The following is a 15,620-nucleotide window of genomic DNA, read 5'->3' on the forward strand; positions in this document are numbered from 1 at the left end:
GTGAGCGGTCGGGATCCGGGTCTGTCGCCGGTCATTCAGGTCGAACGGGCTCGGTCGGTCCGGCGATGTCAGCCGGATGGCCAGTCTCGTCGTCGTGCTGCCGGTCCCAGACTCCTTCTTCCGCCTTCACGATGGTCCACCACTTGAAGTGATGGCTGTAGGCATACAGTTCGTTGACCGTCCCCGTGATCATCGAGAAGAAAGCCGGCTTCTCTTCGGGGAAGACCGCACCCATGTAGACGTGAATCATCAGGCCGGACACAACGAGTCCCGCCGCGCCAAAGTGCACCACCACGGCCCAGCCGACCACCTGCGTGCCGAACAGGCGAAACGCCATCACCACCCCGCTCGCCATGACGACGGGGATCATTGTATAGACCAGGAAGGCGAACAGCTTCTGTCCCGCATTGTAGATGCCCTGCGGAGGAAGAGGTTCGCTGGTCCATCCGAGAATCCGCTGCGTGCGCACAATCAGCCATCGGACATCGTCGCGATCGAGTGCGATTTCGTGCTGGAGCACTTCCCTCGACAGGTACGTACGAAATCCGAAGATGCCGTAGACGAGGTACACGCCGATCCACGAGAGTCCCAGTGCCACGTGAATCTGTAATACATTGGCCCGGCTGCCGAAGATGCCTTCGACAAGGGATATGTACCAGCTCGGTGCGACGCGGAAGAGCGGCGAGGAAATCAGCGCCAGCCCCGTCAGCAGTTCGGAGCCCCACACGAGGGCATTGAACCAGTGCAGCAGGATGATGGCGATGTGGTGTTTCTTGACGTGCCGCTGGAGCATGGCTTCGGCCTGCTCCGAGGTGAGCGGCAACGGACGCACGGGAACGGCGTCAGTCCTCAAAATCCTTCTCCCCGTTTCTGAGCTGGTTGAAGAACGCCACCGCCTGTCCGACAAACGTCGCCCCGACAGCCGCCAGGACGAGCGGTTTCAGCACCCGGCTCCATGCTTCTCCGGCGGCCAGCAATCGGGGCGGTCGGGGCGGGAACGCGGCCATGACCAGATCCGCGCGCGCCTGTTCTCCGGCGTAATAGACATTCGGGCCGACCCTGACCCGGCTGGTCTCCATGCGGCGTGCCCCCATCGCGTAGACCATCTTGAAGACGTCGCTGTGCCGGTCCTCGAGATCGCCAAAGTACTTCGCGTGGGCCGTGCAGGTGGTCACGCATGCCGGTTCCGCCCCGCGTTCGAGGCGCGCCAGGCAGAAGTCGCACTTATCAACCTTCTTCGTGACGGGGTTGATGTAGCGGGCGTCGTACGGACAGGCGTCGAGACAGAACCCGCATCCGATGCACAGGCTCTTGTCCACCTCAACAATCCCGTTCGCACCCTGAGACGTGGCGCCAGACGGGCACGCCTCGACACACGGCGGTCGGTCGCACTGGTTGCACTGCGCCACATAGACGCCGGAGGCCAGGTGAGGGAACGTGCCACTGATCGGGGTTGAGCGAACCCGTGTCCGGGCGTACCCGGCCGGCACGCCCCATTCGGCGTTGCAGGCCACGGTGCAGGCCTGGCAGGCCACGCACTTTGTGAGATCGGTCACCATGGCGTATCGGGCCACTGATCCTCCTAGATCCCGGTCGTCTGCTTCACGACACGGACGAAATTCACGCGCATGCCGGTGCCCCCCATCAGTGGATCGACCTTCACGCGGGTCATCAGCCCGGTGTCCGAGGCCCCTCGTTTGAATGCGCGATGAAGGCCCTTCGATCGCTGACCGAAGCCATGCACGAGGTACGCGCAATCTTGGCGGATGCCTTCGGTCACCTTCACCCGCACAGGCAGGCTTCGGACGCCGTCGGTGTTCTCGAGCACGACCCGATCGCCCTCGCGCAGCCCCAGGTCTGTGGCGGACCTGGTGCTCAACCAGGCTTCGTTCTCGGCCATCAACGCGTTCAGCACTTCGTTGTTCTGGGTTCGTGCGAACGAGTGCACCGGCGCGCGGCCGTAGATGAGGCGGAGGTACCCGGCTGGCGGATCCTCCACCGGCGTGTAGCGAGGTAGCGGGTCGGCCCCGAGGTTCTCGAGTTCCCGGGAGAACAGCTCGATCTTGCCGCTGCCCGTCGGGAACGGCGACTCGCTATCCGCAGCCCGGTCGTCCAGATACGGCCGCCCTGGAAATGCCACGGCTCCCCGGGCCCGGAGTTCTTCGCCATTGATATCCATCGGCGCGATGATCGTCGCCAGGTGCTCGTCGGGGGTGTTCCAGGGGAACCACGCATCGAGACCCAGCCGTTTGGCCGTCTCCTTGGCGATCCACCAGCCCGGCTTCGATTCGTAAAGGGGGTCGCAGGCCGGGAAGCGCACCGAGACGAATGGCTGCCGGGCTGTCGTGACGATCGAGGGGGAGTCGTAGCGCTCAAGATAAGTCGCTTCGGGCAGCACCAGGTCGGCGTAATTGATCTGCTCGACCGGAAGAACGTCGACGACAACCATCAGATCGAGTGCGTCGATCGCCTTCAACGTCTTCTGCGGCTCGGGGATGCTCTCCAGGACATTTTGCCCGTACACGATCCAGGCCTTGATCGGGTACGGCTTCCCAGTGACGGTTGCATCGACCAGTCCGTTGGTGACGCCCAGTTCCTCCGACGCCAGCGGGTAGCGAGTACCAGCGCCGTCGGCTCTGCCGCGCGGCGGGTCCGGGAAGGGAGGCAGATCAAAGGCCCCCTTGGGGATTGGCGTTGGCAGAAAGATGCCGCCCTTGCGCCCCCAGCTGCCAAGCAGTGCCGTCAGAATCGCCATGGCGCGCGCGCGTTGCGTGTCGTCGCCATACCAGGTGACGTGCCGGCCTGGGTGGACCACCACGGCCGGCTTCGCGGCCCCCATCGCCCTGGCGGTGTCCCGAATCTGTGCCGCCGGCAGTTGCGTGATCGCCGCCGCCCATTCGGGCGTGAACTCGCGGACGTGTGTGGCGAGCTCGTTGAACCCCTGCGCGTACCGGGTGATGTACTCCTGGTCATGCAGACCTTCCGCGATCAGCACGTTCATCCAGGCCAGCAGGAGTGCGATGTCGGTGCCGGGCCGGATCGGGAGCCACCAGTCCGCCTTGGAGGCCGCCGTCGAGAACCGCGGGTCAACGGCAATCACCTTCGCGCCACGTGACAACGCCGTCGCGAACGCCGTGATCTGGGACGTGAACACGTTCTCGCCGAGGTGGCTGCCGATGAGGACGATGAGCCGTGATTCCTCGAGATCGAGAGGCTCAGGCGATCCGAGTTCCCGTCCGAACGTGAGCGTGTAGCCAACTTCCCTCGGACCCCGGCACTGCGCGAATGACGGTTCGGCGCTGTTCGGCGTTCCGTACGCCTTCATGAGGGTGCTGAAGAACCGAGCGCTCAGCCCGTGGGGAAACAACGCGACGCTCTCCGGGCCATGCTCGACAGCGATAGCCTTCAGTCTCGACGCGAGAAAGTCGAGCGCCTCGTTCCAGCTGATGCGCCTGAACTGTCCCTCGCCTCGCTTTCCCGTTCTGAGGAGGGGGAACTTCAGTCGATCGGGGTCGTAGAGCAGGCTGGTTCCGGCATTGCCGCGCGCGCACAGCCTGCCCTTGGTCAACGGGTGATCCGGGTTGCCTTCGAGCCTGACGACCTTGCCGTCGGCCACATTGGCAAGGACGCCGCACCGCCAGAAACACATTTCACACGTCGTGGCGATCTTCTCGACGCGCTGCGTCCCACTCCATCCCGGGGGATGGTTCTCGGCGTTCACCGCGGTCGACGTGGCCGCGGTGCCCGCGCCGACTGCGGCGATCGTGCCAAGGAATCGTCGCCTCGAAACCGTGTTGTCCATGACGGGGAGTCCCTCTGTCGGTGGCATGCTCCTCGAGCGCCCAATGCCCGCCGCGCCAATATGCCGTGTCGATGCGGATCGAGCGCCCGAAGAGCGTGCGCATATCGAGCGCGCGGACACTCGCGCTAGCAGCCGGCCATCGAGTTGCCCTTCTGGAAAGACACGGCTTCGCCGACCTTCATGTCGGGGGCCTTCGGCGTGGTGACGGTGATGGTGACCGGGGTGACCTTGGGATCCGAGACCTCCACGACCTTCCCGTTGCCGACCTTGAACTTCACCGGGGCGTTCTTCTTGATCCAGTCCGGTTTCGCACCATCGATGGCGATTTGAACCTTGTTTCCGTCAATCGCCAGGATCTTGCCGTTGGTCATCGCCGGGGCCGCCGCAGCCGAGGACAGGGCGAATGCCGCCAGAACCAGTACGAGCGCCAGTGCAATCTGCTTCATCATGAGTGGTGTCTCCTGTCTGAATTCGAGCCAGCGTCTAGAACACGCCGATCTGCGCCATGATTCGGAACGAATTGTATGAGGTCAGTTTGTCGAGCGGGGCAAAGGTGACCGGGTCGACGCGAGCGCCCACGAACCCCGTTTCCTTGGCGAATGTCGTCTTGAGATATTCGAACGTGAACCGGACGTTCTGCTTGTGCACGTAGTAATTGAGCCCGACGCCCTTCTGCGTGATCCCCTGATCGTTGATCCCGAGCAGATGTGCGAACTTCCAATCCTCGTAGAGGACGTAGGGCTGCAGCAGCCCCTCGGCCCCGACCTTGACGGGGAGCAGGTAGGCGCCCTTGGCAAACCAACCATGCTTCTGTCCGTTGAGGCCGGCGATGTTGACGAGGCGGTCGCCAGCATTGAAGTTGGTCAGGTACGCGTTGTCGAAGTCGACCTTCAGGTACTGGGCGGTCGCGGTGACCGTGCCCGCCGTGGTCGGGTACTCAAAGAGAATGTCGGCTGCGTACGCCTTGTAGTCGACCGTCGCGTTGTCGAGGACAGCTCCTGTCGAGGAGACGTTTCTGTAGACGGCGTGAGGTTCGTACGCCATCCCGCCGCCGATGGTCAGGACTTTCAGTTCGCCAAGGTAGGAGCCCGAGTATCCGGCGCCGGGCTCCGCGTCGAGAAACGCGTAGTGCAACCGGCCGACATACTCCAGCGAGCTCTGAGGCTCGATTGACGACTTGACCGTGGCGCCGGAGAACGGATGAGTCGTGGCGGTGATCCCTTCCCGTCCCTGGAACGCGCCGGCGAAGTACTTCAGTTTGTCGTTCTGGAAGCCGCCCCATGCCACCACCCCGAAATCGCGGCTGAACTTGGCCGGCGACGTGCCGTAGGCGCTGTAGACGAAGAATGAGCGATCCTGCGACAGGGGCGCAAAGCAGTCGTCCAGATTCGCGCGAGTCAGCGGAATCTTGGTGAGACCGATCTTGAGATTGGCCTTCTCCGAGAAGTTGGCAATGCCGTAGCCGTCAATGAGCCGGATATCCCGGTCATTCCAGTCGACGTCCTGGGCGGTCAGGCCGTATCCAAGGGCGCCCTGTTTGGACGTGCCGCAGTTGCCGCACGTCTGGAACTTGAAGCCCCACACCTCGTTCAGCATCGCGGTGACGGTCAGCCGCACCCGCTGGAAGTGGATGTCGGTGCGGGTCCCCTGACGATCCTGGCCCGACCCGAAGTCGGTGGTTTCTGAGAAAATCTGTCCCTTCACTTCGAACTTGAAGGTCGGTTCCTGTGCGCGAGCCAGCGTGGCCGTGCCGACGATGGCGACGGTAACAGCCGCACCAACCATGGCGCACATGCGTGGGGTGATCATGTTCAAGCAGCCTCCAGACAGTAACGTAGGGATGAAAACGCTCAACCATGCTTGGGGGCAACGAGGATGAGGGGAGCCGCGTGGCGTGCACTGGGGGCGGTGTGGTCGGTGAGCCGGCGCCGGTGTCCGACGGTGCGTCGTCCGCCGAACGCCGGGCCGGCACGCGCCCCGGCACGCCTGACAGGGCACTCCTGCATGGTCGTTCGGAGCCGGTCTGAAGTAAACTGAGACTCTGTCATGCGACCCATAACTTCCCGTTATGGGGCCCACGGATTGGCGGTAGCGGTGGAATCCCTGTACTTGAAGACGCTGGTGGAAGTGGTTAGGACCGGCAGCCTGTCGCGGGCGGCGGAGATCCTGCACGTGACCCAACCGGCGGTGTCGAAGCGGATCAAGTTCATGGAGGACCAGTACGGCTGCGCGTTGCTGGACCGCTCGGGTGCTCACCTGAGGACTACCCCTGCGGGGCGGCTGGTTTACGAGAAGGCGGAATCCGTCCTGGAGATCGAGGCCGACCTGGTGTCGGGGCTCCATGTGCTCAGTGGGAAGACCCGGATCGCCTTCAGTTGCACGCCGTCGTTTGGCATTGCCCATCTGCCCGCCATCCTCAAGGAATTCATGCTGGCGTGCGCCGACGGCGCCGACCTGAAATTCATGTTCAATCCTCCGCAACAGATCCTGGAGGGACTGACGAAGGGGCGATTCGACCTGGCCGTGATGGAACTCTGCGAGTGCTTCGACCTCTCAGACCATGAGGCCTTTCCGCTGCCCGGCGACGAGATGGTGTTCGTGAGCAAGCCGGCGCTCGGCATTCTCGCGCCCGACGCCTCAATCGACGCGCTCCGCGCCGTTCCGCTGTTCACCAGGCACGAAGGCTGCTGCTCACGCATTCTGCTGGAGGACAACTTGAAAGGCGTCGGGCACGAACTGCGTGACTTCCGGAACGTCATCGTGCTCGACGACTTGCACCTCATGGTGCAGGCGGTCGTCGACGGCGAGGGGATAGCGTTTCTTTCGCGGGACGTGCTCGGCGAGCATCTCGCCGCCGGGCGGCTGGTGGCACACCACGTGGCCGGGTTCAGACATGCTCGGCAGCGCGCCCTCGTGCTGAACCGCGGCAGCGCCCTCGACGGCCCGTCGGCCGATTTCGTCACGGCGCTGTTCAATCACTTCGACGTGCGGGTGCCGTCGTCGCTGTTCCCCGGTCGGCGGGAGGCCGAACCCGAGCCCGGACCCGCGTGTGAGATCGCCTCCCGTCGAACTCTACGCGCGAGAGTGCCTGCGGTCCGCAACCGCCGCTGACCCGCGTGCGTTCCCGCTGATGAATCTGCCTGATCGGGCGCCCGGTCCTGCCGTCACGCCTTACCGCGCCGTTATATCGAGATATTACGAAATATAGTAGCATGCGGGTGATGATGATCCGCCGCCGGTTGTCGTACGCGCTGGGGGGCCTGGCCGCAGCGGGCGCCTGGGTCGCGATCTACATCAATCTCGCGGGGGGTGCACGGTGGGCGACCTACACGATTGCCGGACTTGCCCCAGGCACCCATCTCGCCTCGGCCCTCGAGTTCTTCATTTTCGAAGCGCCCAAGGTGCTGATGCTGCTGGTGCTCGTCGTGTTCGGTGTCGGCATCGTCCGTTCGTTCTTCACGCCCGAGCGCACGAGGCGGGTACTGGCGGGTCACCGGGAATCGGTGGGCAACGTCCTGGCCGCCCTGCTGGGCACCGTCACACCGTTCTGCTCCTGCTCCGCGGTGCCGCTCTTCATTGGCTTTGTCACGACGGGTGTCCCACTGGGCGTGACCTTCTCGTTTCTGGTCTCGGCGCCCATGGTCAACGAAGTGGCGCTCGTGCTCTTGTTCGGTTTGCTGGGCTGGAGGGTGGCCGCGCTCTACATGAGCATGGGCTTGCTCATCGCCATCTTCTCAGGGTGGACGATTGGGAAGCTCAACCTTGAGCGGTTCGTTGAGCCATGGGTGTTCGGCATCCCGTCGGCGGCGGCCGACGAGTCCGACGCGCCGTCATCGTGGGCGGACCGCGTGCACGCCGGGGCCGATGCCGTGGGCGACATTGTCGGCAGGGTGTGGCCCTACGTGCTGGCGGGCGTCGCCGTGGGCGCCGGCATTCACGGCTACGTCCCTGAGAACTTCATGGCGAGCCTCATGGGCAGGGGCGCGTGGTGGGCTGTTCCTCTGGCAGTTCTGATCGGCATCCCGATGTACTCCAATGCCGCAGGCATCATTCCGATCGTGCAGGCGCTGCTGGCGAAGGGCGCGGCGCTCGGCACCGTGCTGGCGTTCATGATGGCCGTCATCGGACTGTCTCTGCCGGAGACGATCATCTTGCGGAAGGTGCTGCGGCCCCAATTGATTGCCGTGTTCATCGGCGTGGTGGGGACAGGAATCCTCATCGTGGGTTACGTGTTCAATGCCATTTTCTGAAGGAAAGACGATCATGGTCATTACCGTGTACGGTCCGGGATGCGCGCGGTGTCACGAGACCGAGCGCGTCGTTCGCAACGTGCTGGCGGAATTGCAGCACGACGCGGATCTGCAGAAAGTCACCGACTATCAGGCGATGGCGGCGGCGGGTGTGCTGGCCACCCCGGCGGTCAGCATTGACGGCGTCATCAAGCTGTCCGGCCGGATTCCGAAACCCGACGAAGTCAGAGCCTGGCTCCGGTAGCGGGGCGGGTTCATTACGGCGGTGTACGGCCTGCGAGCCGTCGGAACGGACCATCACCATGACTCACACCACGCATGCCACGCTCCCAGACGTCATTGACGCGGTGAAGGCGCTGGCGCACCCGGGCCGCCTGCGCATCCTCGCCATGTTGCGCGGCGGCGACCTCTGCGTCTGCCAGGTGACAGCGGCGCTTGGGCTTGCCGCCTCCACCGTCTCGTCACACCTCAGCGATCTCCGCCGCGCCGGGTTTGTGACCGAGCGCAAGATCGGCAAGTGGGTCCGGTATCACGTGGTCGCCGAGGGCCCCCTCTCCGACCTGGCTCGTCAGGCGTTACGGCTTGCCGAAGCAGACGAACAGGTGGGGAAGGACGTGCGGGCCGTGCGCGCGCTGCGCAAGATTCCCCTCGAGGTACTCTGCAGCACGGGATTCGATCGGAAGGCGGTGGGAGCCGTACCAGCGCCCGCACCGAAGCAGTCCCGTCGCCACGTCGCACCCGCTCGGAGGTGCGCATGAGACAGGCACACGCAGGCGTCAGTGGGAAACTGTCGTTTCTTGATCGCTATCTCACGCTCTGGATTTTCCTGGCGATGGCGGTCGGCGTGGGTGGCGGGTACCTCGTGCCGGGCGTGGTCCCGTTTCTCAACAAATTCAGCGTCGGCACCACCTCGATTCCGCTGGCCATCGGCCTCATCCTGATGATGTACCCGCCGCTCGCAAAGGTCCGCTACGAGGAGATGGGGCAGGTGTTCCGTAACGGGAAAGTCCTGGCGCTGTCGCTCGTACAGAACTGGGTGGTGGGCCCCATCCTGATGTTCGCGCTGGCGGTGATCTTCCTGCGCGACAAGCCGGAGTACATGGTCGGGTTGATCCTGATCGGATTGGCGCGCTGCATCGCCATGGTGATCGTCTGGAACGAACTGGCGAAGGGCGACACCGAGTACTGTGCCGGACTCGTGGCGTTCAACTCGGTGTTCCAGGTGCTCTTCTTCTCCGTGTACGCCTGGGTGTTCATCACCGTGGCTCCGGCCTGGTTCGGCCTTCAGGGCGTGGCGGTCAACATCACCATTGGCGAGATTGCCCGGAGCGTCTTCATCTACCTGGGCATTCCGTTCATCGCCGGAGTGCTGACGCGCTTCACGCTGATCAGGCTTAACGGCAAAACGTGGTACCACCAGCGATTCATCCCGAAGATCAGCCCGATCACGCTCGTCGCGCTGCTGTTCACGATCATCGTGATGTTCTCCCTCAAGGGCGAAACGATCATCCAGTTGCCCTTCGATGTCATCCGCATCGCCATTCCGCTCCTGATCTACTTCGTGGTGATGTTCGTCCTGTCGTTCTTCATGAGCAGGGCCGTCGGCGCGAATTACAGCCAGTCGGCGACGTTGTCGTTCACCGCCGCGTCGAACAACTTTGAACTCGCGATTGCCGTGGCCGTCGGGACGTTCGGCATCAATCACGGGGCGGCGTTTGCCGCCGTCATCGGCCCGCTGGTCGAGGTGCCGGCCCTGATCGCTCTCGTCAATGTGGCGCTCTATTTCCAGCGGCGGTATTTCACGGTCGGTCGGTCTGACGTCGACCTCACCGCCGCCGGTGTGCGATGAGCGCCTGTGGCATTCGCGCGAGCGTGCGCGTCGAGATTCTGACGTCTGGCGGCTGCCCTCACGCGGAGGCCGCGATCACGCTTGCGCATCGAGTCGCCGGCCGGCTCGGCCCCGGCATTACCGTCGACCGTGTGAACGTCGAGACGCCCGAACGGGCCGCTGAGACAGCGTTTCTGGGGTCACCGTCCATTCGCGTGAACGGCGTGGATATCGAGGGGAAGACGACGGCCGCGGGCAGTCTGTGCTGCCGGACGTACGAGGGAGACTCCGGGATCCCTCCTGAGTGGCTGGTCGAGGCTGCGGTCTTGCGGGCACTCTCCCCGCGTGGCGTGCTGTTTCTCTGCGTGGCCAACTCCGCACGCAGCCAGATGGCCGAAGGCATCGCCCGGTCCCTTGCCCCGCCGGACGTCACGGTCTGGTCGGCCGGTTCAACGCCCACGCGCGTACGCCCTGAGGCCGTCGCCGTGCTTGCCGAGATTGGCATCGACATCTCGCATCACCGGTCTAAGGATGTCTCCGAGATACCGGCTGCCGAGGTCGACACGGTCATCACACTCTGCGGTGAAGAAGAGTGCCCGATGTTTCTGGGTCGCGCGCGGCGCCTGCACTGGGCCCTGCCGGACCCTGCCGGTGTGGACGGTTCCGAAGCCGACAGGGCCGACGCGTTCCGGCGAACCCGCGACCAACTGAGACGACGACTGACAGTGGCGTTCAGTCGGAATGCACCGAACGGCGTTCGGTCGTAGAACGTGGGTCCCGGTCGTTCTAGCCCGGCAGACGGGGACAGCACGCGTCTGGGCCGCGCTCCCACTGCAACGTCGTGTGCTCGATTCCGAATCGCTCGTGGAGCGTCCTGGTCGCGTCGGCGATGATCGCGTCGTCGTCTCGGGTATCGTGCTTGACCAAGTGTGCCGTCAGCGCCGTTTCGGTGGTACTCATGGCCCAGATATGCACATCATGTACGGCCGTCACGCCAGGCAAACCCATCAAATAGGCTTCAACGGCCTGCGGGTCAATCCCCTCGGGCACCGCGTGCAGGGCCAGATTGACCGATTCCCGCAACAGCCCCCACGTGCTTCCAAGAATCACGGCGGCGATGAGCAGCGTGACCACCGGGTCAATCCACGGCCAACCGGTCACGAGGATCGCCATGCCTGCCACAGCCACGCCGGCTGACACGGCCGCGTCCGCAGCCATGTGCAGGAATGCCCCGCGGATATTGAGGTCGTTCTTGCGTCCTCTCATGAAGAGCAACGCCGTCGCCGTATTGACACCCACCCCAACGAGGGCCACCCACGCGACGATGCCGCCACCAACCGATTCCGGCGTCCCGAAACGCTGAATGGCCTGCCACGCGATGCCGCCAGTGACGACTAACAGAACGACCGCGTTAACCAGCGCGGCCAGGATAGAGGAACTGCGCCACCCGTACGTGCGGCGGGCCGAGCGCGGCCTCCGCGACAGACAACTCGCGCCCCACGCCAACAGAAGGCCCAGAACATCGCTGAAGTTATGTGCGGCGTCCGCCAGTAGAGCCGTTGAGCCGGCGATAACGCCAAACACAGCCTCGGTGACCACAAAGATGATGTTGAGCCCGACTCCCAGGGCAAACGCGCGATCGTAGGTCGCCGGGACGTGATCATGATCGGCGGTCATGATGGCACCTCTCGACTAGCATCGCAGCGGCGGCTGGCGACGCCCCCGCCAATCTAACGCTTGACAATGTGGCCATATCGCCACATGATGGCACGCGAGGGTCAGGAGGTCAACGTGACCAGACACGCCGGGGACATCTTCAAGCGGCAGGCGCAGGTGCTGAAGGCCCTGGCAAATGAGTCTCGCCTCAAGATCGTGGCCCGGCTCGCCAGGGGAGAGTGCTCGGCGGGCGAACTGATCAATCTCGTCGGCTCGGATCGCACGACGGTCTCCAAGCATCTGGCGGTACTGCGGGCGCACGGCATCGTCGCCGATCGCCGGGAAGGCAACTCGGTGTTCTACACGCTGCTGACGCCGTGCGTGGTCAATTTTGTTTCGTGTGCGACCCAGGTGATGAAGGAGCGCGCGTGAGCGGTGGGTGTGTTTTTTGAGCCGAGGGTGCCAATGTGGCCACATAGCCACTCACGAGGACACCGGTCAACGAACAGGCCATGAAAGGACTCAGGACATGAACAACGACACACCTTGGGTGCCCCCGCCACGGGGGCCGACACAAGGAGAACGACCATGACTGATGTCGTCCGCTACGCGCCGCCCGATTGTGCCTTCACGTTCCATGGCCACCGCTGCCCGTTCATGCCGCTGGGCTAACTCATGGGCCTGCTCGCACTCGAGCACCTCAGTTTTGCCCGCGAGCAAGACCATGCGCTGCACGTCATCTGCGAACTTGGCGAGGGCCATCCTCAGACCTGCCTGATGGACGGGATCCAGGTCGCGACCGGCGCGACCTTTGGCAAGGCCCTGATCGAAAAGGTCTACTGGGGCAAATTGGCGGCTACCTTCTGGTATCCAAAGCTCACACCGGTCCGGTACGTGCTCAAGACGTCGTTCCTCGATGCGTTTGGCGCCGCGGAGTTTTTCGCACACCGCAAGCGCGGCATCGAGCCCTCGCAGATTCCGCAGGACGTCACCGACGCCGCCATCGCGTGGACGCTGTCGCAACCAGACGACGACGTGTTCGCCGTGGCCGATTGCCCTGATTTCGCGTACGCTCCGCCACGTGGATCGTTCAATCGACAGACGTGTTCGGTCTGTGGAGAGATCGTGTTCGAACGGTACCTCCGCACCGGCGACGGCAAACCCGTGTGCCAGGGCTGTTCGGAGTATGGACGCTGATGGGCGGAAGTGCGTGCTGACTTCTGTGCGGCTGGTCGTCGTGGTCGCACTGGCGGTGATATGTGCAGGCGATCTTTAAGACCGGCCTGCACTCGACCACCGACGACCGCGTCTACCTTCAGGACGCCTACCTGGTCGTGCCTGCCGGGACGCTCCAGGTGAAGATCGGTCAGTTCGTGCCGCCATTTGGGCTGGAGCGGTTCCAGCCGGATGCCTTCCTCCCATTCGTAGATCGGTCGGCCGCAACCAACCGCCTTGTTCCGAATGGGGCGCTCGGCAGGAGCTTTTCCCGTGACTACGGCGTCGAGGCTGGGTGGGGGAAGCCATGGGCTCGACGTGTTCGGCGGACTCTTCCGCGGCGGTGGCGCCAATATGCCGGGCAATGGCACCGGCCCACTGGGCGTGCTCCGCGTACGCGCCGCGCCGCAAGGGATTCGTCCGTTGGGAATCGCGTGGCAGGCTGGGTTTGCAGTCGCTGTGCGGCACGGCGAGCATCTCGATCTCTCCGCACAACAGCCGACGTTGACCAAGTCGCTCCTGGCGGGGTTCACCGGACGGGATCTCCGCGTCAATGGCTTCGTCACGGCTCGGTGGTCGCGGATCGAGACTCAGGTGGAATTGTTGCGCGTGTGGCTCGATCCCGACGATGGTCCGAGACTCGCCGCGCGCGGTGTCGTGGCGCAGTTGTCCGTTCACGTCGTGAAAGGCGTCACGGTGAGTGGCAGGTACGAACACATCGAGGAGACCCGCCAAGCGCTGGCTGCCTCAGGGCGGTGGGTTGTGACCGGGGCGACCGCGGTGGATGTGCCGCACACTCCCGTTCGCATCGTGATCGACAGGACCCTTGGTGGCGGTGCCCCGGCTTTGATCCCGGTCCCGACGTGGCGGATCCAGACGCAGGTCTTGTTGCTGAAGAGCCCCTTCCTTCCGCCGCTCTCGGTGATAGGGCAGTGAACTGCCTTTCCGGTTGCGGGTCACGTGGCAGGGCCAGGGGCACTGATGTCCACGACCCGAAAGGCCCGAAACGACTGTAGGAGACTTCGATGACATCCTCGCAATCTCCCATCCATTGGCGCGGGTACGCTGTTATCGCCACACTCGGCTTGATCCTGCTGACCATCGCTGCCGCTGTCACGCGCATCTGGGTGTTGACGGCGATTCCGGTGGGCTTCCTGTTTGGGTTCTTTCTCCAGAAGGGATCCCTCTGTGGTGCGGCGGCCTTGAGCGAAGTGGTCGTCTTTCGGGATCGCACGAAGGTCGTTGGGATCTGGATCGCCATCGTGGTGTCGATGATCGGCTTCGCCGCAATCGAGGCGGCGGGGTGGGTCCAACTCGCGCCCAAGCCGATGATCTGGGTCAGCGCCCTCGTCGGGGGCGTGCTCTTCGGCGTTGGGACGGTGCTGGCCGGAGGCTGCATCAGCGGTTGTCTCTTTAAAGCGGCCGAGGGGAATCTGAACTCGATGGCGGCGCTCGGCGGCATTGCTCTGGGTATCGGCATGGTGGAGACCGGTCCGCTCCATGGCGTGCACGTGGCCATGCTGGCCAACGTCGTGACGGCAGCCGGTGGGAGGCCGGTGACGCTCGCGAGCCTCACGGGCCTGCCGTACTGGCTGCTCGCTCTGATCATTGCCGGAGCCACGGGCGCCGCCGTGATGTGGCTACGCCAGCGTCGTCGCCAGCCAAACCGCGTGCAACCAGACGCGGTCCCGAAGACGTTGCTCACGCGCTCTTGGAAGCCCTGGCAGGCGGGACTGGCGATCGGAATCCTGGCGGTGCCCGCGTACCTCTCTTCAGCGGCGACCGGCCGCAACTATCCGCTGGGCGTCACACACGGCGTGCTGCAAACCTACCAGGTGCTCACGGAAACCAACCTCAAGCATGTGTGGCGGGCGCCGGCAACGCCGGCGGCGACACCTGTCGCTTCGCCTGCTCCAGCGCCCCAACCGCCGCGTCCGCCAGCCCCGCCGTCGAAGGTCATCAACTGGTGGCTGGTTTCCGTCGTCTTGTCACTTCCCCTCGGCTCCTGGGCGTCCGCGAGGATGAGCGGGGCCGTAACGCTGCTGCCGCGTCCACCAGAGCAGACGGTCATCGCATTCTTCGGTGGGGTACTCGTCGGCATCGGAGCGGCGTTCGCCACGGGATGCGTCGTGGGGAACATCCTGTCGGGCTGGGCGCTGATGAGTGTAGGGATGCTGATCTTCGGCGTCGCGACCGCGCTCGGGAATTGGGCCGCGAGCTGTCTCTATCTGATAGGGTGGAACCCCTTCCAGTCGTAAGGGATGGCCTCCGTGTGTCACACTCGCATCAACTGAACCGTCGCCCGAAAACCACCCATTGAACAGGGGAACACCGATGTCGCCATATGAGACCATGTCGCGCGAGGACCTGCTGCTGGCGCTGAATGCGTTCGCCAAGAACTGGCTGGCGCATGACGGGTGCTGGTTTCTCGCCGCCGAAGAACGCCTGGGTATGGAAGCCGCGATCGATCTGGACGCAGTCGCCTGGAGACGGTTCGCCGCCGCCGAGGCGAAGCGCCTCATCGAGGTCTTCGGCATCCCGCACGGCGGGGGTCTTCAGGCGTTGGAGCGCGCGTTGTCGTTGCGCATGTACGCCGTGCTCAACGAGCAGCACGTGGAGTGGTCCGACGATGGCCGCACGCTGCGCTTCGTGATGGACGGGTGTCGCGTGCAGGACACGCGTCGCCGGAAAGGCCTGTCTGCCTTTCCATGCCGGCCCGTTGGAGACGTGGAATTCAGCACGTTTGCCAGCGCGATCGACCCGCGAATTGCGACGCGCTGCATCCACTGTCCGCCGGATCCCAATCAGGCCGGCGCCTGCACGTGGGAGTTCACGCTCAGCGAATGAGGCACGGTCCGACCCGCGGTCA

Annotated in this window: 17 protein-coding genes; 11 read left to right on the forward strand and 6 right to left on the reverse strand. The window is 64.2% G+C overall.

The window, feature by feature from the left end:
* Positions 1 to 31 precede the first annotated feature (31 nt).
* The 5 genes from NTV05_03280 to extI all read right to left on the reverse strand — a co-directional run bounded on the left by NTV05_03280 (position 32) and on the right by extI (position 5,611).
* Entirely contained in the window at positions 32 to 853 is an 822-nt protein-coding gene (locus NTV05_03280; protein ID MCX6543420.1) for a cytochrome b/b6 domain-containing protein, read from the reverse strand.
* Positions 843 to 1,574: a 4Fe-4S dicluster domain-containing protein gene (locus NTV05_03285; protein ID MCX6543421.1), complete on the reverse strand. Its 732-nt coding sequence runs from the start codon at positions 1,572 to 1,574 to the stop codon at positions 843 to 845. The genes NTV05_03280 and NTV05_03285 overlap by 11 nt, the downstream gene beginning before the upstream one ends.
* Before the next feature lie 8 nt (positions 1,575 to 1,582).
* Positions 1,583 to 3,802: a molybdopterin-dependent oxidoreductase gene (locus NTV05_03290; protein MCX6543422.1), complete on the reverse strand. Its 2,220-nt coding sequence runs from the start codon at positions 3,800 to 3,802 to the stop codon at positions 1,583 to 1,585.
* A 125-nt stretch (positions 3,803 to 3,927) separates the two neighbouring features.
* Positions 3,928 to 4,251, reverse strand: coding sequence for a hypothetical protein (locus NTV05_03295; protein MCX6543423.1), 324 nt, complete (start codon positions 4,249 to 4,251; stop codon positions 3,928 to 3,930).
* Positions 4,252 to 4,285: 34 nt separating this feature from the next.
* On the reverse strand, positions 4,286 to 5,611 hold the full coding sequence (gene extI / locus NTV05_03300; GenBank protein ID MCX6543424.1) for a selenite/tellurite reduction operon porin ExtI: 1,326 nt from the start codon (positions 5,609 to 5,611) through the stop codon (positions 4,286 to 4,288).
* Positions 5,612 to 5,896: 285 nt separating this feature from the next.
* Between extI and NTV05_03305 the strand changes: the two genes are divergently transcribed.
* The 6 genes from NTV05_03305 (at position 5,897) to NTV05_03330 (ending at position 10,647) form a co-directional block, all read left to right on the forward strand.
* Complete coding sequence (locus NTV05_03305; protein ID MCX6543425.1) at positions 5,897 to 6,913, forward strand: LysR family transcriptional regulator; 1,017 nt, start codon at positions 5,897 to 5,899, stop codon at positions 6,911 to 6,913.
* 110 nt (positions 6,914 to 7,023) lie between these two features.
* The gene (locus NTV05_03310) at positions 7,024 to 8,052 is read left to right on the forward strand and encodes a permease (protein ID MCX6543426.1); all 1,029 of its coding nucleotides are present in this window, start codon (positions 7,024 to 7,026) and stop codon (positions 8,050 to 8,052) included.
* On the forward strand, positions 8,039 to 8,296 hold the full coding sequence (locus NTV05_03315) for a thioredoxin family protein (protein MCX6543427.1): 258 nt from the start codon (positions 8,039 to 8,041) through the stop codon (positions 8,294 to 8,296). Before NTV05_03310 ends, NTV05_03315 begins: the two co-directional genes overlap by 14 nt.
* A 58-nt stretch (positions 8,297 to 8,354) precedes the next feature.
* Positions 8,355 to 8,810, forward strand: coding sequence for a metalloregulator ArsR/SmtB family transcription factor (locus NTV05_03320; protein MCX6543428.1), 456 nt, complete (start codon positions 8,355 to 8,357; stop codon positions 8,808 to 8,810).
* Positions 8,807 to 9,901, forward strand: a complete 1,095-nt coding sequence (gene arsB, locus NTV05_03325; GenBank protein ID MCX6543429.1) for an ACR3 family arsenite efflux transporter — start codon at positions 8,807 to 8,809, stop codon at positions 9,899 to 9,901. Before NTV05_03320 ends, arsB begins: the two co-directional genes overlap by 4 nt.
* 305 nt (positions 9,902 to 10,206) lie before the next feature.
* Entirely contained in the window at positions 10,207 to 10,647 is a 441-nt protein-coding gene (locus NTV05_03330) for an arsenate reductase ArsC (GenBank protein MCX6543430.1), read from the forward strand.
* Between the two features lie 19 nt (positions 10,648 to 10,666).
* Here NTV05_03330 and NTV05_03335 read toward each other — a convergent pair whose 3' ends face one another.
* The gene (locus NTV05_03335; GenBank protein ID MCX6543431.1) at positions 10,667 to 11,557 is read right to left on the reverse strand and encodes a cation diffusion facilitator family transporter; all 891 of its coding nucleotides are present in this window, start codon (positions 11,555 to 11,557) and stop codon (positions 10,667 to 10,669) included.
* Between the two features lie 114 nt (positions 11,558 to 11,671).
* Here NTV05_03335 and NTV05_03340 point away from each other — a divergent pair, with 114 nt between their 5' ends.
* From NTV05_03340 to NTV05_03360, 5 genes are all read left to right on the forward strand, one after another.
* On the forward strand, positions 11,672 to 11,968 hold the full coding sequence (locus tag NTV05_03340) for a metalloregulator ArsR/SmtB family transcription factor (protein MCX6543432.1): 297 nt from the start codon (positions 11,672 to 11,674) through the stop codon (positions 11,966 to 11,968).
* Between the two features lie 243 nt (positions 11,969 to 12,211).
* Positions 12,212 to 12,733, forward strand: a complete 522-nt coding sequence (locus NTV05_03345; protein MCX6543433.1) for an FmdE family protein — start codon at positions 12,212 to 12,214, stop codon at positions 12,731 to 12,733.
* Between the two features lie 291 nt (positions 12,734 to 13,024).
* On the forward strand, positions 13,025 to 13,687 hold the full coding sequence (locus NTV05_03350; protein ID MCX6543434.1) for a hypothetical protein: 663 nt from the start codon (positions 13,025 to 13,027) through the stop codon (positions 13,685 to 13,687).
* Positions 13,688 to 13,776: 89 nt separating this feature from the next.
* Positions 13,777 to 15,009 (forward strand): YeeE/YedE family protein, encoded by a 1,233-nt coding sequence (locus tag NTV05_03355; GenBank protein MCX6543435.1) that lies wholly within the window; start codon positions 13,777 to 13,779, stop codon positions 15,007 to 15,009.
* Between the two features lie 76 nt (positions 15,010 to 15,085).
* Entirely contained in the window at positions 15,086 to 15,598 is a 513-nt protein-coding gene (locus NTV05_03360; GenBank protein ID MCX6543436.1) for a DUF6125 family protein, read from the forward strand.
* Positions 15,599 to 15,620 lie beyond the last annotated feature (22 nt).

The sequence above is a fragment of the Acidobacteriota bacterium genome (assembly GCA_026393755.1).
Lineage (GTDB): Bacteria > Acidobacteriota > Vicinamibacteria > Vicinamibacterales > JAKQTR01 > JBAXOX01.

What these genes read in the sequence shown, in the direction of transcription:
- NTV05_03295 (MCX6543423.1), bottom strand. Translation starts at nt 4,251, where the DNA reads ATGATGAAGCAGATTGCACTGGCGCTCGTACTGGTTCTGGCGGCATTC.
- NTV05_03345 (MCX6543433.1), top strand. Translation starts at nt 12,212, where the DNA reads ATGGGCCTGCTCGCACTCGAGCACCTCAGTTTTGCCCGCGAGCAAGAC.
- arsB (MCX6543429.1), top strand. Translation starts at nt 8,807, where the DNA reads ATGAGACAGGCACACGCAGGCGTCAGTGGGAAACTGTCGTTTCTTGAT.
- NTV05_03335 (MCX6543431.1), bottom strand. Translation starts at nt 11,557, where the DNA reads ATGACCGCCGATCATGATCACGTCCCGGCGACCTACGATCGCGCGTTT.
- NTV05_03315 (MCX6543427.1), top strand. Translation starts at nt 8,039, where the DNA reads ATGCCATTTTCTGAAGGAAAGACGATCATGGTCATTACCGTGTACGGT.
- NTV05_03320 (MCX6543428.1), top strand. Translation starts at nt 8,355, where the DNA reads ATGACTCACACCACGCATGCCACGCTCCCAGACGTCATTGACGCGGTG.
- NTV05_03355 (MCX6543435.1), top strand. Translation starts at nt 13,777, where the DNA reads ATGACATCCTCGCAATCTCCCATCCATTGGCGCGGGTACGCTGTTATC.
- NTV05_03310 (MCX6543426.1), top strand. Translation starts at nt 7,024, where the DNA reads ATGATGATCCGCCGCCGGTTGTCGTACGCGCTGGGGGGCCTGGCCGCA.
- extI (MCX6543424.1), bottom strand. Translation starts at nt 5,611, where the DNA reads ATGATCACCCCACGCATGTGCGCCATGGTTGGTGCGGCTGTTACCGTC.
- NTV05_03360 (MCX6543436.1), top strand. Translation starts at nt 15,086, where the DNA reads ATGTCGCCATATGAGACCATGTCGCGCGAGGACCTGCTGCTGGCGCTG.
- NTV05_03290 (MCX6543422.1), bottom strand. Translation starts at nt 3,802, where the DNA reads ATGGACAACACGGTTTCGAGGCGACGATTCCTTGGCACGATCGCCGCA.